General features: G+C 74.5%; 21 protein-coding genes. 20 read left to right on the top strand and 1 reads right to left on the bottom strand.

Annotated features, from left to right (window positions below):
• Window positions 1–36 precede the first annotated feature (36 nt).
• The 4 genes from aroC to NFS20_RS06530 are packed head-to-tail and all read left to right on the top strand — an operon-like array spanning window position 37 to window position 3,629.
• Window positions 37–1,254, top strand: coding sequence for a chorismate synthase (aroC, locus tag NFS20_RS06515; RefSeq protein WP_251150926.1), 1,218 nt, complete (start codon window positions 37–39; stop codon window positions 1,252–1,254).
• Entirely contained in the window at window positions 1,254–1,856 is a 603-nt protein-coding gene (locus NFS20_RS06520) for a shikimate kinase (protein ID WP_251150927.1), read from the top strand. The genes aroC and NFS20_RS06520 overlap by 1 nt, the downstream gene beginning before the upstream one ends.
• Window positions 1,853–3,019: a 3-dehydroquinate synthase gene (gene aroB / locus NFS20_RS06525; protein WP_251150928.1), complete on the top strand. Its 1,167-nt coding sequence runs from the start codon at window positions 1,853–1,855 to the stop codon at window positions 3,017–3,019. Before NFS20_RS06520 ends, aroB begins: the two co-directional genes overlap by 4 nt.
• 4 nt (window positions 3,020–3,023) lie before the next feature.
• A complete protein-coding gene (locus NFS20_RS06530; RefSeq protein ID WP_251150929.1) occupies window positions 3,024–3,629 on the top strand; it encodes a hypothetical protein in 606 nt (201 codons plus the stop codon).
• A 54-nt stretch (window positions 3,630–3,683) separates the two neighbouring features.
• Here the strand turns inward: NFS20_RS06530 and NFS20_RS06535 are convergent, their stop codons facing one another.
• On the bottom strand, window positions 3,684–4,472 hold the full coding sequence (locus NFS20_RS06535) for a glycerophosphodiester phosphodiesterase family protein (RefSeq protein ID WP_251150930.1): 789 nt from the start codon (window positions 4,470–4,472) through the stop codon (window positions 3,684–3,686).
• Window positions 4,473–4,619: 147 nt separating this feature from the next.
• Here NFS20_RS06535 and NFS20_RS06540 point away from each other — a divergent pair, with 147 nt between their 5' ends.
• The 16 genes from NFS20_RS06540 (at window position 4,620) to rpoZ (ending at window position 19,321) form a co-directional block, all read left to right on the top strand.
• Window positions 4,620–5,081: a type II 3-dehydroquinate dehydratase gene (locus NFS20_RS06540; protein WP_251150931.1), complete on the top strand. Its 462-nt coding sequence runs from the start codon at window positions 4,620–4,622 to the stop codon at window positions 5,079–5,081.
• A 60-nt stretch (window positions 5,082–5,141) separates the two neighbouring features.
• Window positions 5,142–5,747 (top strand): SatD family protein, encoded by a 606-nt coding sequence (locus tag NFS20_RS06545; protein WP_251150932.1) that lies wholly within the window; start codon window positions 5,142–5,144, stop codon window positions 5,745–5,747.
• On the top strand, window positions 5,744–6,202 hold the full coding sequence (locus tag NFS20_RS06550; RefSeq protein WP_251150933.1) for a hypothetical protein: 459 nt from the start codon (window positions 5,744–5,746) through the stop codon (window positions 6,200–6,202). The genes NFS20_RS06545 and NFS20_RS06550 overlap by 4 nt, the downstream gene beginning before the upstream one ends.
• A gap of 149 nt (window positions 6,203–6,351) precedes the next feature.
• Complete coding sequence (efp, locus tag NFS20_RS06555) at window positions 6,352–6,915, top strand: elongation factor P (protein WP_251150934.1); 564 nt, start codon at window positions 6,352–6,354, stop codon at window positions 6,913–6,915.
• Window positions 6,916–6,932: 17 nt separating this feature from the next.
• On the top strand, window positions 6,933–7,352 hold the full coding sequence (nusB, locus tag NFS20_RS06560; RefSeq protein WP_251150935.1) for a transcription antitermination factor NusB: 420 nt from the start codon (window positions 6,933–6,935) through the stop codon (window positions 7,350–7,352).
• A 172-nt stretch (window positions 7,353–7,524) separates the two neighbouring features.
• A complete protein-coding gene (gene pyrR, locus NFS20_RS06565) occupies window positions 7,525–8,166 on the top strand; it encodes a bifunctional pyr operon transcriptional regulator/uracil phosphoribosyltransferase PyrR (protein ID WP_285821106.1) in 642 nt (213 codons plus the stop codon).
• Window positions 8,163–9,266, top strand: coding sequence for an aspartate carbamoyltransferase catalytic subunit (locus NFS20_RS06570; RefSeq protein WP_251150936.1), 1,104 nt, complete (start codon window positions 8,163–8,165; stop codon window positions 9,264–9,266). Before pyrR ends, NFS20_RS06570 begins: the two co-directional genes overlap by 4 nt.
• Window positions 9,263–10,615 (top strand): dihydroorotase, encoded by a 1,353-nt coding sequence (locus NFS20_RS06575; RefSeq protein ID WP_251150937.1) that lies wholly within the window; start codon window positions 9,263–9,265, stop codon window positions 10,613–10,615. The genes NFS20_RS06570 and NFS20_RS06575 overlap by 4 nt, the downstream gene beginning before the upstream one ends.
• Entirely contained in the window at window positions 10,612–11,238 is a 627-nt protein-coding gene (locus tag NFS20_RS06580; protein WP_251150938.1) for a PH-like domain-containing protein, read from the top strand. Before NFS20_RS06575 ends, NFS20_RS06580 begins: the two co-directional genes overlap by 4 nt.
• Complete coding sequence (gene carA / locus NFS20_RS06585) at window positions 11,235–12,482, top strand: glutamine-hydrolyzing carbamoyl-phosphate synthase small subunit (protein ID WP_251150939.1); 1,248 nt, start codon at window positions 11,235–11,237, stop codon at window positions 12,480–12,482. The genes NFS20_RS06580 and carA overlap by 4 nt, the downstream gene beginning before the upstream one ends.
• A 2-nt stretch (window positions 12,483–12,484) precedes the next feature.
• Window positions 12,485–15,886 carry a carbamoyl-phosphate synthase large subunit gene (gene carB, locus NFS20_RS06590; RefSeq protein WP_251150940.1) on the top strand — a complete coding sequence of 1,134 codons (3,402 nt, stop codon included), beginning with the start codon at window positions 12,485–12,487 and terminating at the stop codon, window positions 15,884–15,886.
• Entirely contained in the window at window positions 15,883–16,752 is an 870-nt protein-coding gene (gene pyrF, locus NFS20_RS06595; protein WP_285821107.1) for an orotidine-5'-phosphate decarboxylase, read from the top strand. Before carB ends, pyrF begins: the two co-directional genes overlap by 4 nt.
• Window positions 16,753–16,851: 99 nt before the next feature.
• Entirely contained in the window at window positions 16,852–17,742 is an 891-nt protein-coding gene (locus tag NFS20_RS06600) for a tyrosine-protein phosphatase (RefSeq protein WP_251150941.1), read from the top strand.
• 165 nt (window positions 17,743–17,907) lie between these two features.
• A complete protein-coding gene (gene mihF / locus NFS20_RS06605) occupies window positions 17,908–18,219 on the top strand; it encodes an integration host factor, actinobacterial type (RefSeq protein ID WP_021482878.1) in 312 nt (103 codons plus the stop codon).
• A gap of 19 nt (window positions 18,220–18,238) precedes the next feature.
• Window positions 18,239–18,877, top strand: coding sequence for a guanylate kinase (gene gmk / locus NFS20_RS06610; protein ID WP_251150942.1), 639 nt, complete (start codon window positions 18,239–18,241; stop codon window positions 18,875–18,877).
• Window positions 18,878–19,039: 162 nt separating this feature from the next.
• Entirely contained in the window at window positions 19,040–19,321 is a 282-nt protein-coding gene (rpoZ, locus tag NFS20_RS06615; RefSeq protein ID WP_251150943.1) for a DNA-directed RNA polymerase subunit omega, read from the top strand.
• Window positions 19,322–19,350: the final 29 nt, after the last annotated feature.

Here is a 19,350-nt window from a genome sequence, read left to right on the forward strand (position 1 = left end):
CCGGACGCGTCCTGCGCGCGTGGGAGGATGGCGATCATGCTGCGTTGGTTGACATCGGGTGAGTCGCACGGTCAGGCGCTGGTCGGGATCCTGGACGGGCTCCCCGCGGGGGTCGAGCTCACGACGGCCGACGTGCAGGCCGCGCTCGCCCGCCGTCGCCTCGGCTACGGTCGCGGGTCGCGCCAGAAGTTCGAGCAGGACGAGCTGCGGATCCTCGCCGGCCTGCGTCACGGGCGCACCCAGGGCGGCCCGCTCGCGCTGGAGATCGGCAACTCCGAGTGGCCGAAGTGGGTCGACGTCATGTCGGCGGACCCGGTGCCGCCCGAGGCCCTCCTCGTCGACGCGGGCACGGGCGACACGCGCGAGATCGCGCGCAACCGGCCGCTGACGCGCCCGCGCCCCGGCCACGCCGACCTCGTGGGCATGCGCAAGTACGGCTTCGAGGACGCGCGCCCGGTCCTCGAGCGCGCGTCGGCGCGGGAGACCGCGACGCGCGTCGCGCTCGGCACGGCAGCGGCGAAGTTCCTCGAGCAGGCGCTCGGCGTCCGACTGGTCTCGCACGTCGTGGCCATCGGCCCGGTCGAGGTGCCGGACGACGCGCCCGTCCCCGGCCCGGACGACGTCGCCGCGCTCGACGCGGACCCGGTGCGCTGCCACGACGCGGCGACCTCCGCCGCGATGGTCGCGGAGATCGACGACTGTCAGAAGGCGGGCGACACGCTCGGCGGGGTCGTCGAGGTGCTCGCCTACGGCGTGCCGTCGGGGCTCGGGACGTACGCGCAGAGCGACCGCCGCCTCGACGCACGCCTCGCCGCGGTGCTCATGGGCATCCAGGCCATCAAGGGCGTCGAGGTGGGCGACGGGTTCCGCACCGCGCGCCGCCGCGGGTCGGCCGCGCACGACGAGATCGAGCGCGGCGACGACGGCCGCATCCGTCGCCTGAGCAACCGCGCGGGCGGCGTCGAGGGCGGGATGAGCAACGGCGAGGTCGTGCGCGTGCGCGCCGCGATGAAGCCGATCTCCACGGTGCCGCGCGCGCTCGCGACCGTCGACGTGGCCACGGGGGAGACCGCGACCGCGCAGCACCAGCGCTCCGACGTGTGCGCCGTCCCGCCGGCGGCCGTCGTCGCCGAGGCCATGGTCGCGCTCGTGCTCGCGGAGCAGGCGCTCGAGAAGTTCGGGGGCGACTCCGTCGCGGAGGTCCGGCGCAACGCCGAGGCCTACCTCGCGGCGATCCCGGAGCTGCAGCGCTGATGACCCCCGTCGCCCCCGGCACCCGCCCGGTCGTCGTCCTCCTCGGGCCGCCCGGCAGCGGCAAGTCCACCGTCGCGCGCCACCTCGCGGACCGGCTCGGTCTCGCGCAGCGCGACACCGACACCGACGTCGAGACGGTGGCCGGCATGCCCGTCGCCGACATCTTCGTCGAGCACGGCGAGCCGCGGTTCCGCGAGCTCGAGCGCGAGGCCGTCACGACGGCCCTCGCGACCCACGACGGGGTGCTCGCCCTCGGCGGCGGCGCCGTCCTCGACGAGCACGCCCAGGCGGCGCTGGAGGCCTACGCGGCCCAGGGCGGCGTCGTGGTGTTCCTCGACGTCAGCCTCGCGCACGCCGCCCCGCGCGTCGGCTTCAACCAGTCCCGCCCCCTGCTGCTCGGCAACCCCCGCGCTCGCTGGGCCGCCCTCATGGAGGCCCGCCGTCCCGTCTACGAGCGTCTCGCGACCGTGCGCGTCCTCACCGACGCGCGCACGCCCGCGCAGGTGGCGGACGAGATCCGCGCGCACCTGGCGCAGCAGGGGAGCGCCCCCGACCACCTCGCGCCCGCCGCAGGACGCACGACCACGGAGGACCCCGCGTGACCGACACCACCCCGGCCGACGCTTCCGCCCCGGCACCCGCCCGGGTGCGGGTGTCCGGCGACCAGCCCTACGACGTCGTCATCGGGCGCCACCTGCTCGGTGAGCTGCCCTCGCTGCTCGGCGACGGCGTGCGCCGCGTCCTGGTCGTGCACCCCGCGGCGCTCGCCGCGACCGCCGACGTCGTCCACGAGGACCTCAAGGCGTCGGGCTACGAGGCGTTCGTCGCCGAGGTGCCGGACGCCGAGGAGGCGAAGACCGCCCAGGTGGCCGCCTTCCTGTGGGGCGTGCTGGGCCAGGCCGACTTCACGCGCTCCGACGCGATCGTCACGGTCGGCGGCGGCGCGACCACGGACCTCGGCGGCTTCGTCGCCGCGACGTGGCTGCGCGGCATCCGCGTGGTGCACGTCCCGACCACGCTGCTCGCGATGGTCGACGCGGCGGTGGGCGGCAAGACGGGCATCAACACGGCCGAGGGCAAGAACCTCGTCGGGTCGTTCCACCCGCCGGCGGGCGTCCTGTGCGACCTCGCGTCGCTCGAGTCGCTCGGCCGCTGGGACTTCGTCGCGGGGCTCGCGGAGGTCGTCAAGACGGGGTTCATCGCGGACGAGCGCATCCTCGAGCTCGTCGAGGAGCACGCCGAGGCGCTGCGGGAGTGGGGCGTGCGGGAGACGACGCCCGAGACGTGGGCGGTCGTCGCCGAGCTCGTCGAGCGGTCCGTCGCGGTCAAGGCGAGGGTCGTGGGGGAGGACCTCAAGGAGTCGGGCCTGCGCGAGATCCTCAACTACGGGCACACGCTGGGCCACGCGGTCGAGCTCACCGAGCGGTACCAGTGGCGCCACGGCGCGGCGGTGTCCGTCGGGATGGTGTTCGCCGCCGAGCTGGCACGCCTCGCGGGCAAGCTGGACGACGACGTCGTCGAGCGTCACCGGACGATCCTCGGCACGCTCGGCCTGCCCCTCACGTACCGCGGCGACCGGTGGGAGCAGCTGCTCTCGGCGATGCGCCGCGACAAGAAGTCGCGCGGCGACCTCCTGCGGTTCGTCGTGCTCGACGACGTCGCACGCCCCACGCGGCTCGAGGGCCCCGACCCGACCCTGCTCGCCGCCGCGTACGCGGAGATCAGCGCCGACGCTCCCGTCGGACGCGGTCCCGTCGCCCTCTGACCCGATGGCGCGACCGGCCGACGGACCGACCGCTCACGAGCCGGTCGAGGACCTTCCGCCCGACGACCCCGACCTCGCGGCGATCCGCCGGCGCGAGCAGCGGATGCCGAGGGCGCTCGCCGTGGGCCTGGGTGCCGGGGGCGTCGTCGCGGCGGCCTCGGCCCTCCTCGCCTCCGGCGCCGTGCGCTGGGCGGTCGCCGTCGTCGCCGGCCTGCTCCTGCTGGCCGCCGCCGGGTCGGTGGTCGCGCTCGTGGGGGTGCACCGACGATGGGCGCCGGCGGTCGGCGCGGTACCCGTCGCGCGCTGGACGGGGACGGGCCGCGGGAGCCCGGAGCCGTCGTCGCGCGTCACCGTGGTGGAGCTGGCCGGCGAGCTCGTCCCAGTCCCCACGGCCCGGTACGCGCACCTCGAGCTCTACCGCCCGCGCGCGCTGCGAGGACCCGTGACGCTCGAGGTCTTCCGGCTCGCACCGGACGGTCGTACCGGCGGCCCGGTGCGGGTGGGGTGCGCGGGCCGCGTCGCGTGGGCCGCGGCGCTCGAGCTCAGCGACGAGTTCCGACCGCGCCGGCGCGAGCCACGCCGCCACACCCCGGACCTCTCGCGGTACTGACGCCGCCCGTCGCACCTCGTGCACGGGGTGCGACGTCGGGGCGGAACCGTCCTGTCAGGGGCGGGGCGCGCGCCACCGCCCGCGACGGGCGAGGACGTCGCGGAGCATGTCGGCGCGGTCGGTGACGATCCCGTCCACGCCGAGGTCGATCAGGCGCTCCATGTCCTCGACCGCGTTGACGGTCCACACGTGCACCGCGAGACCCGCGGCGTGGGCGGTGCGCACGAACCGGCGGTCGACGACCCGCATACGGCCCACGCGCTCGGGCACCTGCAAGCAGTCCACGCCCACCCGGCGACGCCGCAGCGGCGCCCCGGTCCGAGCGGCGATCAGCACCGCGGCGACCTCCGGCTGCGCGGCGGACGTGGCGACGGGCCGGGACAGGCGCGCGACCGTGGCGCGGCGCCGTGCTGCGGAGAACGACGCCACGCAGACCCGGTCGTGCGCGCGCGTGCGCTCGATGACCTCGGCGACGGGAGCGACGGCGGCCGACGACTTGACGTCCACGTTGACGCGCAGGTCCGGCCACGCGCCGAGCAGGTCCTCCAGGGCCGGGACCGGCTCGCGCCCGCCGATGCGCGCACGCCGCACGGTGCGCCACGGCTGGCGCGCGACGAGGCCGTGCCCGTCAGTCGTCCGGTCGAGGGACGCGTCGTGCAGCGCGACGGCGACGCCGTCGCTCGTCGCGTGCGCGTCCGTCTCGACGTAGCGGTAGCCGAGGTCGCGCGCGGCCTCGAACGCCGCGAGGGAGTTCTCCAGGCCGGTCGGCGCGAACCCGCGGTGGGCCAGCGCGACGAAGCCCGCGTGCAGGTACGGGGTGCTCCGGAGGGCGTCGGTCGTCACCGTGCCAGCGTGCCCGACGGCGCGTCGCCTCGCCCGCCGGGCCGGCGGGTGCGCGGCGCGGTGCGGACGGCGCGGGTGCTCGACGCGGGTGGACGACGCCGGCGGACGGCGCGGCAGCCCGGGCGCGCCCGGCGTTAGGGTCGGGGCATGGAACGCGTGCTCGTGCTCAACGGACCCAACCTCGGCCGGCTCGGCGTGCGGGAGCCCGAGATCTACGGGTCGGCGACGCTCGCCGACCTGCGCGAGGCGGCGGTGCGGTGGGGCGGCGAGCTCGGTCTCGATGTCGAGGCGCGCCAGACGGACGACGAGTCGCAGATGCTCGCGTGGCTCCACGAGGCCGTCGACACCCGGGCGCACGTCGTGCTCAACCCCGCCGCCTTCACGCACTACTCGTACGCGGTGCGCGACGCCGCGGCCCAGGTCACGACGTCGGGTCTGCTCCTCGTCGAGGTGCACCTGAGCAACCCCGCGGCGCGTGAGTCGTTCCGCAGCCACTCGGTCGTCGGCGCGGTCGCGACCGGGACGGTCGCCGGCTTCGGGTTCGACTCCTACCGGCTCGCGCTGGAGGCGGTGGGCGCCCGCCTGAAGGGTGACGGTGCCCAGCCTTGATGGCTCCGCGTCAAGGCTGGAGTATTGATTGCCACGGATCAAGGGCATAGCCTGGAGAACATGTTCGTCCTGACGGTCGACCAGCGGGGGAGCACGGGGCACGCCGACCGCGTGCCGGCGCTCCTGCGCCACCTGCGCGAGCTCCTCGACGGACGCCCGGGCGTCGTGGTGGGGTTCGACCGCACCGTGGGGGACGAGGTGCAGGGGGTGCTCGACGACCCCGAGACCGTGCTCGACGTCGTCCTCGACCTCCTGCGCGACGGGGGCTGGAGCGTCGGCCTGGGCATCGGACCGGTCGACGAGCCGCTCCCGGCCGTGTCCCGCGAGGCGTCGGGCGAGGCGTTCGTCCGGGCGAGGGAGGCCGTCGACCAGGCGAAGTCGCGCACGGCCACGGCGCCCGTCGCCGTGCGCGGTGGTCGGCCCGGTCGGGCCGAGGAGGTCGAGGCGCTCGTGCGGCTCCTCGCGGCCGTCGCCGCACGACGGAGCTCGCCCGGGTGGGAGGCCGTCGACACCCTCGCGGATGTCGGTGGCACCCAGAAGGATGTGGCCCGCCGGCTCGCGATCAGCGAGCAGGCGGTGAGCCAGAGGCTGCGCTCCGCGCTCTGGCCCGAGGAGGCGGCGGCACGGCCCGTCGTCGTGAGGCTGCTGGGGGAGACCGACGCATGACGGAGCCGGTGACGATCGTGTGGACCGTCGTCGTCTGGGCGGTGGCGCTCGCGGCGAGCGTGCTCGGCGGCGCACCCGTGACGCAGGGCGTGCTGCGTGCGGCAGCGCGCCCCGGGAGGCCGCGGAGGCTGGGGCGCAAGGGCGCTGCCGACCCGGCGTCGGTGCCCGTGCCGCCGCCTCCCACGACGGGCACGATCGGGACCGAGGCGGTCAAGGCCCTGCGTGGCGGCACCTGGATCGGCTTCCTCGAGCGCTTCGCGATCACCGGCTGCCTGCTGGCGGGGTACCCCTCCGGCATCGCGTTCGTCGTCGCGATCAAGGGCCTCGGGCGCTACCCCGAGCTGCGCGAGCACCCCGTGGCGTCCGAGCGCTTCGTGGTCGGCACGCTCGCCTCGATGTCGTGGGCGGCGGTCGTCGGCGTCGTCGCCGACGGCGTGCTCGGCGCGCTCCGGTAGGATCGACGAGGCCCATCTGCCGCTCCGCCCTCGACCGGACGTGACCGTCCGCCAGAGCCGCGCGTTCATCGCGTGCCCGGCGCCTCGTGCCGAGCCCGGTGGGACGGCCACGTGCAGCCCCCAGAAGACCCTGCGACAGGAAGACGAACGTGGCGACGACCAACGACATCAAGAACGGCACCGTGCTCCGGATCGACGGCCAGCTGTGGAGCGTCATCGAGTTCCAGCACGTCAAGCCCGGCAAGGGTGGCGCGTTCGTCCGGACGAAGATCAAGAACGTCCTCACGGGCAAGACCGTCGACAAGACGTTCAACGCCGGCCTGAAGATCGAGACGGCCAACGTGGACCGCCGCGACTTCCAGTACCTGTACATGGACGGCGCGGACTACGTGTTCATGGACACCTCGACCTACGACCAGATCACCGTCTCCGCGGCGACCGTCGGCGACGCGAAGGACTACCTCCTCGAGAGCCAGAACGTGCTCATCGCGTCGAACGACGGGCAGCCGCTGTACGTCGAGCTCCCGCCGTCCGTCGTGCTCGAGATCACCTACACCGAGCCGGGCCTGCAGGGCGACCGCTCGACCGGTGGCACGAAGCCGGCGACGCTCGAGACCGGCGCGCAGATCCAGGTCCCGCTCTTCCTCGAGCAGGGCACGAAGGTGAAGGTCGACACGCGTGACGGGTCGTACCTCGGCCGCGTGAACGACTGACGGGCCGGCGCACTCACATGGGAGCACGCACCAAGGCGCGCAAGCGCGCGCTCGACGTCCTCTTCGAGGCGGAGCAGCGCACGGTCGACCCCGCGACGCTGCTCGCGGACCGCATCGTCGACCCGGGCGCCGCGCAGTCCGCGGTGCCCCAGTACACGGTCGAGATCGTCGAGGGTGTCCTCGCGCACCGCGACCGCATCGACGAGCTGCTCGAGACGTACTCCCACGGGTGGACGCTCGAGCGCATGCCCGCGGTCGACCGCGCGCTGCTGCGCATCGGCGGCTGGGAGATCCTCTTCAACGACGACGTCCCGGACGTCGTCGCGATCGACGAGGCCGTCGACCTCGCCCGCTCGCTCTCCACGGACGACTCGCCGTCGTTCGTCAACGGGCTCCTCGCCCGCATCGTGGAGATGAAGCCGACGATCACGGCCTGAGTCCCACCGCGGCCCGCCTGGACGGTGGCGGCGCGGCGTCGGCCCGGTGTGACCGACGCCGCGTCCCACCGGGCGGACCCGCCCCTGGTCCGCCCCCGCCGCCGGGTAGGGTGAGGACCGTCAGACATCCTTTAAGGCCCGTCCTGTGAGGCGGGGAAGGAGGTCGCCGGACATGAGTTCTGGCGCTGCTGTGCCCACATCCCCCTCGACACCCCCGTCCGACGGGACCGTCGTCATGACGGCCGCGGACATCTCCCGCGCGCTGACCCGCATCGCCCACGAGATCGTGGAGCGCAACAAGGGGGTGCGCGACCTCGTCCTCCTCGGCATCCCGACGCGCGGCGTCCCCCTCGCCGACCGGCTCGCCGAGCGCCTCGCCGCGATCGACGGCGAGACCTCCGCGTCGGCGGACGCGCACGGGATCGTCGGCGAGCTCGACGTGACCATGTACCGCGACGACCTGCACCGGCACCCGACGCGCCCGATCGGCGCGACCCGCCTGCCGGCGTCGGGCATCGACGGCAAGGTCGTCGTCCTGGTCGACGACGTGCTCTACTCCGGCCGGACGATCCGCGCCGCGCTCGACGCGATCAGCGACCTCGGTCGCCCGCGCGCCGTGCAGCTCGCCGCGCTCGTCGACCGCGGGCACCGCGAGCTGCCGATCCGCCCGGACTTCGTCGGCAAGAACCTGCCCACCTCGACGAGCGAGCGCGTCGGCGTACGCCTGCACGAGGTGGACGGCGCCGGGACGCAGGACGCGGTCGTCATCCGCTCGGCGCCGCAGCCCGACGTGAGCGGGGAGGCCGGCGCATGAGGCACCTGCTGTCGACCCAGGAGCTCGCCCGCGAGGACGCGATCCGCATCCTCGACACCGCTGCGCAGATGGCCGCGACCCAGTCTCGCGAGATCAAGAAGCTGCCGACGCTGCGCGGGCGCACGGTCGTCAACCTCTTCTACGAGGACTCGACCCGCACCCGCATCTCGTTCGAGACGGCCGCGAAGCGGCTGTCGGCGGACGTCATCAACTTCTCGGCCAAGGGGTCGAGCGTGTCGAAGGGCGAGTCGCTCAAGGACACGGCCCTGACGCTCCAGGCGATGGGTGCCGACGCGGTCGTGGTGCGGCACCAGGCGTCGGGCGCGCCGCACCTGCTCGCGCACGCGGGCTGGCTCGACGCGGCCGTGGTCAACGCCGGGGACGGCACGCACCAGCACCCGACGCAGGCCCTGCTCGACGCCTACACGCTGCGCCGGCACCTGTCGGGCAGCGCTCTGGAGGCGCCGGGCGCGTCCGGGCCGGACGACGCCGCGGCGCGCGGTGCGGACCTCTCGGGCCGGCACGTCGCGATCGTCGGCGACGTGCTGCACTCGCGCGTCGCGCGCTCCAACGTGCACCTCCTGCACACGCTCGGTGCGCGCGTGACGCTCGTCGCCCCACCGACGCTCCTGCCGGTGGGCGTCGAGACGTGGCCGTGCGACGTGTCGTACGGCCTCGACCCGACGCTCGCGGGCGACGGCCCGAACGGGGCGGCCGACGCCGTGATGATGCTGCGCGTGCAGCGCGAGCGCATGAGCGGCTCGGGCGCCGGGGGCGGGGCGTTCTTCCCCAACCCGCTCGAGTACTCGCGCAAGTACGGCCTCGACGCCCGGCGTCTGGCCCTGCTGCCGGAGCACGCGGTCGTCATGCACCCGGGGCCGATGAACCGCGGCCTGGAGATCTCGGCGCAGGCGGCGGACTCGCCGCGCGCCGTCATCGTGGAGCAGGTCGCGAACGGCGTCGCGGTCCGCATGGCCGTGCTCTACCTCCTCCTCGCGGGGACGGACGCGCCCGGGACGGTCGGGGACCCTGCCGTGCCCGCCGCAGCCCCGGTCACCGCCCCGCCCGTCACCTCCACCGAAAGGGTCGCCACCCCGTGAGCAGCGCCGCAACCAGCACCACGTACGTCCTGCGCGGGGCACGCCCGCTCGGCGGCGAGCCGGTCGACCTCGTCCTCGCCGACGGCGTGGTCGCCGAGATCGCGCCGACGGGCGGCTCCGCCGCGGGTCGCCGCGCCGGGGACGACGTCGTCGTGGTCGACGCGACCGACCTCGTCGCGCTGCCCGGCCTCGTCGACCTGCACACCCACCTGCGAGAGCCGGGGCGCGAGGACGCCGAGACGATCGAGTCCGGCACCCGCGCCGCGGCGGCGGGCGGGTTCACCGCGGTGCACGCGATGGCCAACACGACGCCGGTCGCCGACACGGCGGGCGTCGTCGAGCAGGTGTGGCGCATCGGGCGCGACGCGGGCTGGGTCGACGTCCACCCCGTGGGCGCTGTCTCGGTCGGCCTCGCGGGCGAGCAGCTCGCCGAGCTCGGCGCGATGGCCGACTCCGCCGCGCGCGTGCGCGTGTTCTCCGACGACGGCAAGTGCGTGTCGGACCCGATCCTCATGCGTCGCGCGCTGGAGTACGTCAAGGCGTTCGACGGCGTCGTCGCGCAGCACGCGCAGGAGCCGCGCCTCACCGAGGGCGCCCAGATGAACGAGGGCGTCGTGTCCGCGGAGCTGGGCCTCGCGGGCTGGCCCGCGGTCGCGGAGGAGGCGATCATCGCGCGCGACGTGCTGCTCGCCGAGCACGTGGGCTCGCGCCTGCACGTGTGCCACCTGTCCACGGCCGGCTCGGTCGAGATCGTGCGGTGGGCGAAGGGCCGGGGCATCGACGTCACCGCCGAGGTCACACCGCACCACCTGATCCTCACGGACGACCTCGCGCGAGGGTACGACCCGACGTTCAAGGTCAACCCGCCGCTGCGCACCGCCGCGGACGTCGAGGCGGTGCGGGCCGGGCTGGCCGACGGGACGATCGACATCGTCGCCACCGACCACGCGCCGCACCCCGTCGAGGACAAGGACTGCGAGTGGGCCGCCGCGGCTTTCGGCATGACCGGGCTCGAGACCGCGCTCGCCGTCGTCCAGGAGACGATGGTCGACACGGGCCGCCTGACGTGGGCCGACGTCGCGCGCGTGCTGTCCGCGAACCCGGCCCGGATCGGTCGCATCGACACCGGCCCGACGGCCCAGGGTCGCCCGCTCGAGGTCGGCGAGCCCGCGAACGTCACGCTCGTGGACCCCGCGGCGCGCCGCGTCGTCGACGGCTCGACCCAGGCCACGGCGAGCGTCAACACGCCGTTCCAGGGCCGCGAGCTGCCGGGCCGCGTCGTCGCGACCTTCCTGCGGGGCCGCGCGACGGTGCTCGACGGCGCCCCGGTCGAGGAGGTGCGCGCGTGAACCTGCCCCAGCCGGTCGCGGTCGGCATCTGGGTGGTCCTCGGCGTCGTCCTGCTCACGCTCGTGCTGATCGGGCGCCGCCGCCTCGCGGGCCGGTCGAAGGGCGTCGTCCCGACGCCTCCCGCCGTGCCCGCCCCGGGCGACCGCGGTGCCGTCACGCTCGGTCCCCTCGACGCGCTCTACGTCTCGAGCACGCTCGCGGGCGACTGGCTCGCCCGCGTGGGCGCCCACGGTCTGGGCGACCGGTCGCGCGCCGTCGTCACCGTGCACGACGGCGGCCTGCACGCCGCCCGGTCGGGCGCGCCGGACCTGTGGGTCCCCGCCGCTGCCGTCTCCGGCGCGGCGCTCACCCCCGGCATGGCCGGCAAGTTCGTCGGCAAGGAGGCGATCGTCGTCGTCTCCTGGGCCGTACCCGCCGAACCCGTGCCCGCCACCGACGGCGGTGCGCCGGCACTGGCCGAGACCCCGCCGTCACCCGCCCCGGTGCTCCTGGACACCGGCCTCATGCCCCGCCACGACGACGACGTGCCGCGCCTGCTCGACGCGGTGCTCGCGCTCGTGCCCGCCGACACGAACGTCGCCGACCCGAACGTCGCCGACCAGAACGACAAGGAAGCACAGTGACCAGCTCAGCGACCTCCGTGACCGCGGACCGGGCCCTGCTCGTCCTCGAGGACGGCACCGTCCACGCCGGGCGCGCCTACGGCGCGCGCGGCACGACCGTCGGCGAGATCGTCTTCAACACCGGCATGACCGGTTACCAGGAGACGCTCACCGACCCCTCCTACCACCGCCAGATCGTCGTCATGACCGCCCCCCACATCGGGAACACGGGCGTCAACGACGAGGACCCGGAGTCGCGGCAGATCTGGGTCGCCGGGTACGTCGTGCGCGACGCCGCGCGCCGGCCGTCGAGCTGGCGCTCGGTGCGCACGCTCGACGACGAGCTCGCCGAGCAGGGCATGGTCGGCATCAGCGACGTCGACACGCGCGCGCTCACGCGCCACCTGCGCGAGCTCGGCGTCATGCGCGCCGGCATCTTCTCCGGCGACGCGCTCGTGCGCGACGGGTACCCCCGCACGACGGAGGACCTCGTCGCCGAGGTGAAGGCCGCCCCGGCGATGGCCGGCGCCGACCTGGCCCGCGAGGTCAGCACGCCCGAGGCGTACGTCGTGGAGCCCGTGGCGGGCTCGACGCCGGACGGCGCGCCCGTCGCGACGGTCGTCGCGGTCGACCTCGGGATCAAGTCGATGACGCCCCAGCGGCTCGCGGAGCGCGGGGTGCGCGTGCACGTCGTGCCCGCGGCGACGACGAACGACGAGATCGACGAGATCGCGCCCGACGGCGTCTTCTTCTCCAACGGCCCCGGCGACCCGGGCGCCGCGACGCACGAGGTCGAGCTCCTGCGCGGCGTCCTGGACCGCGGCACGCCGTTCTTCGGCATCTGCTTCGGCAACCAGATCCTCGGCCGCGCGCTCGGCTACGGCACGTACAAGCTCGCGTACGGGCACCGGGGCATCAACCAGCCCGTCATGGACCGCCGTACGGGCAAGGTCGAGGTCACGGCGCACAACCACGGTTTCGCGGTCGACGCACCGGTGGACGCGGAGTCCGTGGCACCGCACGACGGCGGCCGCTACGGGCGCGTCGTCGTGTCCCACGTCGGTCTCAACGACCAGGTGGTCGAGGGGCTCGAGTGCCTCGACCTGCCCGCCTTCTCCGTCCAGTACCACCCCGAGGCCGCGGCCGGCCCGCACGACGCCGCGTACCTCTTCGACCGCTTCGTCGAGCTCATGGCCTCCCGCCCCGACGGCGGGGCCGCGAGCTCCGAGGCTGCCGCCGACCTGCAGACCACCAAGGAGAGCTGACCGTGCCTCGCAGAACCGACATCTCCAGCGTCCTGGTCATCGGGTCCGGCCCGATCGTCATCGGCCAGGCCTGCGAGTTCGACTACTCGGGCACCCAGGCGTGCCGCGTGCTCAAGGAGGAGGGCCTGCGGGTCGTCCTCGTGAACTCGAACCCGGCGACGATCATGACGGACCCCGAGTTCGCCGACGCGACGTACGTCGAGCCGATCACGACCGAGGTCCTCACGTCGATCATCGCCAAGGAGCGCCCCGACGCGCTCCTGCCGACGCTCGGCGGCCAGACCGCCCTCAACGCGGCGATCGCGCTCGACGCGGCGGGCGTCCTCGAGGAGTACGGCGTGGAGCTCATCGGGGCGAACATCGCCGCGATCGAGAAGGGCGAGGACCGCCAGCAGTTCAAGGACGTCGTCGAGAAGTGCGGCGGGGAGTCCGCGCGCTCGGCGATCATCCACACCGTCGACGAGGCCCTGGCCGCGGCGGACGACCTCGGCTACCCGATGGTCGTGCGCCCGTCCTTCACGATGGGCGGACTGGGCTCGGGCATCGCCTACGACGAGACCGACCTGCGGCGGATCGTCGGCCAGGGCCTGCACTACTCGCCGACCACCGAGGTGCTCCTCGAGGAGTCCATCCTCGGCTGGAAGGAGTACGAGCTCGAGCTCATGCGCGACAAGAACGACAACGTCGTCGTCGTGTGCTCGATCGAGAACGTCGACCCGGTCGGGGTGCACACGGGCGACTCGATCACCGTCGCGCCGGCGCTCACGCTCACGGACCGCGAGTACCAGCGCCTGCGCGACATCGGCATCGCGGTGATCCGCGAGGTCGGCGTCGACACCGGTGGCTGCAACATCCAGTACGCGGTGCACCCCGACACCGGGCGCGTCATCGTCATCGAGATGAACCCGCGCGTGTCGCGCTCCTCGGCGCTGGCGTCGAAGGCGACGGGCTTCCCCATCGCGAAGATCGCGGCGAAGCTGGCCGTCGGGTACACGCTCGACGAGATCCCCAACGACATCACGCAGGTCACCCCGGCCTCGTTCGAGCCGACGCTCGACTACGTCGTCGTCAAGGTGCCGCGGTTCGCGTTCGAGAAGTTCCCCGCCGCGGACGACACGCTGTCGACGACCATGAAGTCCGTCGGCGAGGCGATGGCCCTCGGGCGCAACTTCACCGAGGCGCTCGGCAAGGCGCTGCGCTCGATCGACAAGGGCGGGTCGGTGTTCCACTGGGACGGCGAGCCCGTGACAGGCACCGAGCTCGACGAGCTCCTCGTGCAGATCGCCCGCCCGACGGAGAACCGCATCATCGGCGTCCAGCAGGCGCTGCGCGCCGGCGCGAGCGTGGAGCAGGTGTTCGACGCCACGAAGATCGACCCGTGGTACCTCGACCAGATCCAGCTCGTCAACGAGGTGGCCGCCGCGGTGGCCGGCGCGCCGGCGCTCACGCAGGACGTGCTGCGCGAGGCGAAGAAGCACGGCCTGTCCGACGTCCAGGTCGCGCGGCTGCGCGGCATGGGTCCGGCGGGGGAGGCGACGGTCCGCGAGGTGCGCCGAGCCCTCGGCGTGCGCCCCGTCTACAAGACGGTGGACACGTGCGCGGCGGAGTTCGCGGCCCGCACGCCGTACCACTACTCGTCGTACGACCTGGAGACCGAGGTCGCACCGCGAGAGCGCGAGGCGATCATCATCCTCGGCTCGGGCCCCAACCGCATCGGCCAGGGCATCGAGTTCGACTACTCGTGCGTGCACGCGGCGCTCACGCTGCGCGACCGGTACGAGACCGTCATGGTCAACTGCAACCCCGAGACGGTCTCGACCGACTACGACACGTCCGACCGGCTGTACTTCGAGCCGCTGACGTTCGAGGACGTCCTCGAGGTCTACGAGGCCGAGCTCGCGGCCGGACCCGTCAAGGGCGTCATCGTCCAGCTCGGCGGCCAGACGCCGCTCGCGCTCGCGCAGCGCCTCGCCGACGCGGGCGTGCCCATCCTCGGCACGAGCCCCGAGGCGATCGACGCCGCGGAGGACCGCGGCGAGTTCGGGCGCGTGCTCGGCGAGGCGGGCCTGCCCGCCCCGGCGTTCGGCACCGCCCGCACGCTCGAGGCGGCCACCGAGGTCGCGGCGCGCATCGGCTACCCGGTGCTCGTGCGCCCGTCCTACGTGCTCGGCGGCCGCGGCATGGAGATCGTCTACTCGGTCGACCAGCTCACCGAGTACGTCGAGCGCGCGCTGGCCGCCGCGGCCGCCGACGAGCGCACCGCGGGCGGCCTGCTGCCCGCGCCGCTGCTCATCGACCGCTTCCTCGACGACGCGATGGAGATCGACGTCGACGCGCTGTACGACGGCACCGAGATGTTCCTCGGCGGCGTCATGGAGCACATCGAGGAGGCGGGCATCCACTCGGGCGACTCGGCGTGCGTCCTGCCGCCGGTCTCGCTGTCCGAGCAGGAGATCGAGCGCATCCGCCGTTCCACGGAGGCGATCGCGAAGGGCGTCGGCGTCCGGGGCCTGCTCAACGTCCAGTACGCGCTCGTGTCCGACGTGCTCTACGTGCTCGAGGCCAACCCGCGCGCGTCGCGGACCGTGCCGTTCGTCTCGAAGGCGACGGGCACGTCGCTCGCGAAGGCCGCGGCACGCGTCATGGCCGGCGAGTCGATCGCGGAGCTGCGCGCCGAGGGCGTCCTGCCCGCCGAGGGCGACGGGGGAGACCTGCCGCTCGACGCGCCGATCGCCGTCAAGGAGGCCGTGCTGCCGTTCAAGCGGTTCCGCACGGCGGACGGCACCGTCGTCGACACGGTGCTCGGCCCGGAGATGCGCTCGACGGGCGAGGTCATGGGCTTCGACCGGAACTTCCCGCTGGCCTTCGCGAAGTCGCAGGCGGCGGCGTTCGGCGGCCTGCCGACGTCGGGGCGCGTGTTCGTCTCGGTCGCCGACCGCGACAAGCGCTCGATGGTCTTCCCGGTCAAGCGCCTCGCGGAGCTCGGCTTCGAGATCCTCGCGACCGCCGGCACGGCGAGCGTGCTGCGCCGCAACGGCATCGCGTCGACCGTGGTGCGCAAGTTCTCCTCGGGTCGTGGCGCCGACGGCGAGCCGACGATCGTCGACCTCATCACCGCGGGCGAGGTCGACATGGTCATCAACACCCCGTCCGGGCAGGGCGCGCGCGCCGACGGGTACGAGATCCGTGCCGCCACGACCGCGGCGGACAAGCCCATCGCGACGACGGTCGACCAGCTCGCGGCGGCGGTGCAGGGCATCGAGGCGGTCCTCGCGGGGCCGTTCGAGGTCGCGAGCCTGCAGGAGCACATGAACGGGACCGGTCTCGGGGGAGCCACGGCAGCGACGGAACGGACGGTCGCGAGCGCGGCGGCTGCGGTCGCAGGGCAGCGGGCCGGCGCGTGAGCGCGGCGTTCGGCGCCCGCCTCGCGGCGGCGATGGACGACCACGGGCCGCTGTGCGTGGGGATCGACCCGCACGCCGAGCTGCTCGCGGACTGGGGCCTGCCCGACGACGCGACCGGGCTGCGCGACTTCGGCCTGCGCGTCGTCGAGGCCGTCGGCGGCCGAGTCGCCGCCGTGAAGCCGCAGTCGGCGTTCTTCGAGCGGCACGGGTCGCGGGGCGTCGCCGCCCTGGAGGACGTCGTCGCGGCGGCCCGGGCGGCGGGCACGCTCGTCGTCATGGACGCCAAGCGGGGCGACATCGGCTCGACGATGGCCGCCTACGCCGACGCCTACCTGCGGGACGGCTCGCCGCTCGCGGCCGACGCGCTCACCGTGTCGCCGTACCTCGGGTTCGGTTCGCTGCAGCCCGCGGTCGACCTCGCGCTCGGCTCGGGACGTGGACTGTTCGTGCTGTGCCTGACCTCCAACAAGGAGGGCCACGAGGTGCAGCACGCGCGCCGCGGTGCGGGGGCGGACGTCGAGACCGTGGCGGCGCAGATCGCGCGCGAGGCGGCGCTGCTCAACGCGCCGGCCGTGGCGGCGGGTGACGCGCTCGGGTCGATCGGCCTCGTCGTCGGGGCGACGGTCGGCGACGCCGCAGCCCGGACCGGGAGCGACCTCGCCGCGGTGCACGGGCCCCTGCTCGCGCCGGGCGTGGGCGCGCAGGGTGCCGGGGCGGCCGAGCTCGCCGCCGTGTTCGGCGCCGCGCGCAGCCAGGTCCTCGCCTCGAGCTCGCGCGGTGTGCTGCGGGCCGGGCCCGACGTCGCGGCACTGCGCGCGTCAGCGCGCGCGGCGTCCGACGAGGCGACGGCCGCGCTGCGCGGCTGATCCCGGGGCCCGCCGGTACCGGTCCGCACCGGCGCGCCGCCGGGCCGGGACCGGGCCCGTGCGGGGGTGGCCGGGGCCACGACCTGCGACACTGCCCGCATGAGCACCGACGACGCCGCGACGCGCGCCACCGCCCCGACCACCGCGATCCCGCCCCTCGGCGCGCCGACGGCCTCACCGGGCCCCGCCGTGCCCGGGGCGCTGGAGATCGAGGGCACCTGGAACGCGCGCGATGTCGGTGGGCGCGCCGTGCCCGTGGGGGGCACCGGGCCGCTGCGCCCGGGCGTCCTCCTGCGCACGGCGAGCCTGTCGCGCCTCACCGCGAGCGGCCAGGCGGCGCTCGCCGACCTCGGGGTCACCACCGTGCTGGACCTGCGCGGCGACGACGAGCTCGAGCGGGACGGGGTCGACGTCGTGCCCGGCGGGGTGACGGTGCTGCGCCGGGGCATGGACCCCGCGCGCGGCCTCGGGTCCGGGTCCGACGAGGTCGGCGGGACCCGGTCGGCCGACCCCGCGGCGCTCGTCGCGAGCCTCGTCACGGCGCCCGACCCGGCGGTCGTCGCGCGGCGCATGATGCTCGGGGTGTACGAGACGTTCGTGCGCGACCCCGGGATCCGGGCGACGGTCGGCCGGGTCCTCGCTGACCTCGCGGCCGCGCCCGGAGCCGTGGTGGTGCACTGCTCTGCCGGGAAGGACCGTACGGGGTGGGTGGTCGCCCTCGCCCAGCACGTCGCGGGCGTCGGCGAGGACGACCGCATGACGGAGTACCTCGCGAGCGCGGCCGCAGCCGACGGGCTCGCGGCGGTCGTCCCGCCGATCCCGGGTCTCGACGCGGCCGCGCTCGGTCCTCTGCTGACGGTCGAGCCCGACTACCTGAGCAGCGCGTGGGAGCTCGCGGAGCGCGAGCACGGCGACATCGACGGGTATCTCGCGGCCTGCGGGGTCACGGACGACGTGCGGGACGCGCTCGCGGCGCGGCTCGTGCCCTGACGGCGCCCCGACGCGCGGTTCCCGGTCGTTGCCTGCCGCGTGCGGGGTCGCTACGTTCGAAGGGCCGACGTCCGCGCAGGTGGGCCGGGGAACGACCCGGCGTGCGGTACCCGCGCGGATCCGGCAGAGTGGGCCCATCCGCCTGACGACGAGTAGGTGACTTGAGTGGCACTACCACCCTTGACCCCAGAACAGCGCGCGGCCGCGCTCGAGAAGGCCGCGGAGGCCCGACGGGTCCGCGCCGAGGTGAAGAACCGCCTGAAGTACTCGCAGGGCTCGTTGAAGGAGGTCATCGAGCGCGGGCAGACGGACGACATGATCGGCAAGCTCAAGGTCGTCTCGTTGCTGGAGTCGCTGCCCGGCGTGGGTAAGGTGAAGGCTCGCGCGATCATGGAGGAGATCGGGATCGCCGAGACACGTCGTGTCCGCGGCCTCGGCCCCCACCAGTCCGCGGCCCTCATCGAGAGGTTTGGCTGACATTTCCGCACACCCGCCCGTGCCCCGTCCTGCCCGTCTGACCGTCCTGGCGGGACCGACCGCCGTCGGGAAGGGCACGGTGTCCGCGGACATCCGCGCCCGGTACCCGGAGGTCTGGTTGTCCGTGTCGGCGACGACGCGCGACCCCCGCCCGGGCGAGCAGGACGGCGTGCACTACCTGTTCGTCGGCACGGACGAGTTCGCCCGCATGGTCTCGGAGCACGAGCTGCTCGAGTGGGCGGTCGTCCACGGCCGCAACAGCTACGGCACCCCGCGGCGGGCGGTCGAGGACCGGCTCGCCGCGGGGGTGCCCGCGCTCCTCGAGATCGACCTGCAGGGGGCACGGCAGGTGCGGGCGTCGATGCCCGAGGCCCGGTTCGTGTTCCTCGCCCCACCGAGCTGGGACGAGCTGGTCCGCCGCCTCGTAGGGCGCGGCACCGAGGACGCGGAGGAGCGGGAGCGGCGGCTGACCACCGCGCGCGTGGAGCTCGCCGCGGAGTCGGAGTTCGACCACGTCATCGTCAACGACGACGTGCACCGCGCGACCGACGAGCTCGTCCGGGTGATGGGGCTCGAGCCGCGTCCCGTCGACGCGGGACCCGGCGCCGGGCCTGCACCAGGGAGCGGTGCGCAGCGGGCGGCGGCGCGCACGGAGTAGACTGGGAGGTCGGTGCGTGCGGCGAGCCGCCGCCGCCGACCTCCCGGGACGACCGTCGCGGGCGTCGTCGTCGGCCGCGTCATCCCCTCCCGCGCGCCGCACCACCGTACGAAACCGCTGCAGCGACCGGCTGCAGGACCCGAGAACCCCACGGAGCGAACTGTGTCCGGAACCGTCGCCGCCCCCGAGGGCATCACCGACCCGCCGATCGACGACCTGCTCGAGCACGTCGACTCGAAGTACGCGCTCGTCATTTACTCGGCGCAGCGCGCGCGTCAGATCAACGCGTACTACTCGCAGCTGAGCGAGGGCCTGCTGGAGAACGTCGGCCCGCTGCTCGAGACGCGCAACCAGGAGAAGCCGCTGTCGATCGCCATGCGCGAGATCAGCGCCGGCCTCCTGACGATCGAGAGCTCCGAGCCCGCCGAGGGCTCCGAGGACTGAGTCACCGACCGCCCCGCCCGGCTGCTGCC

The sequence above is a fragment of the Cellulosimicrobium sp. Marseille-Q4280 genome (assembly GCF_943181405.1).
In the GTDB taxonomy this organism is placed as follows: Bacteria; Actinomycetota; Actinomycetes; order Actinomycetales; family Cellulomonadaceae; genus Cellulosimicrobium.

Coding starts and splice junctions, on each gene's coding strand:
- aroC (WP_251150926.1), top strand. CDS start 37: ATGCTGCGTTGGTTGACATCGGGTGAGTCGCACGGTCAGGCGCTGGTC.
- NFS20_RS06520 (WP_251150927.1), top strand. CDS start 1,254: ATGACCCCCGTCGCCCCCGGCACCCGCCCGGTCGTCGTCCTCCTCGGG.
- NFS20_RS06530 (WP_251150929.1), top strand. CDS start 3,024: ATGGCGCGACCGGCCGACGGACCGACCGCTCACGAGCCGGTCGAGGAC.
- NFS20_RS06540 (WP_251150931.1), top strand. CDS start 4,620: ATGGAACGCGTGCTCGTGCTCAACGGACCCAACCTCGGCCGGCTCGGC.
- NFS20_RS06545 (WP_251150932.1), top strand. CDS start 5,142: ATGTTCGTCCTGACGGTCGACCAGCGGGGGAGCACGGGGCACGCCGAC.
- NFS20_RS06550 (WP_251150933.1), top strand. CDS start 5,744: ATGACGGAGCCGGTGACGATCGTGTGGACCGTCGTCGTCTGGGCGGTG.
- nusB (WP_251150935.1), top strand. CDS start 6,933: ATGGGAGCACGCACCAAGGCGCGCAAGCGCGCGCTCGACGTCCTCTTC.
- pyrR (WP_285821106.1), top strand. CDS start 7,525: ATGAGTTCTGGCGCTGCTGTGCCCACATCCCCCTCGACACCCCCGTCC.
- NFS20_RS06570 (WP_251150936.1), top strand. CDS start 8,163: ATGAGGCACCTGCTGTCGACCCAGGAGCTCGCCCGCGAGGACGCGATC.
- NFS20_RS06600 (WP_251150941.1), top strand. CDS start 16,852: ATGAGCACCGACGACGCCGCGACGCGCGCCACCGCCCCGACCACCGCG.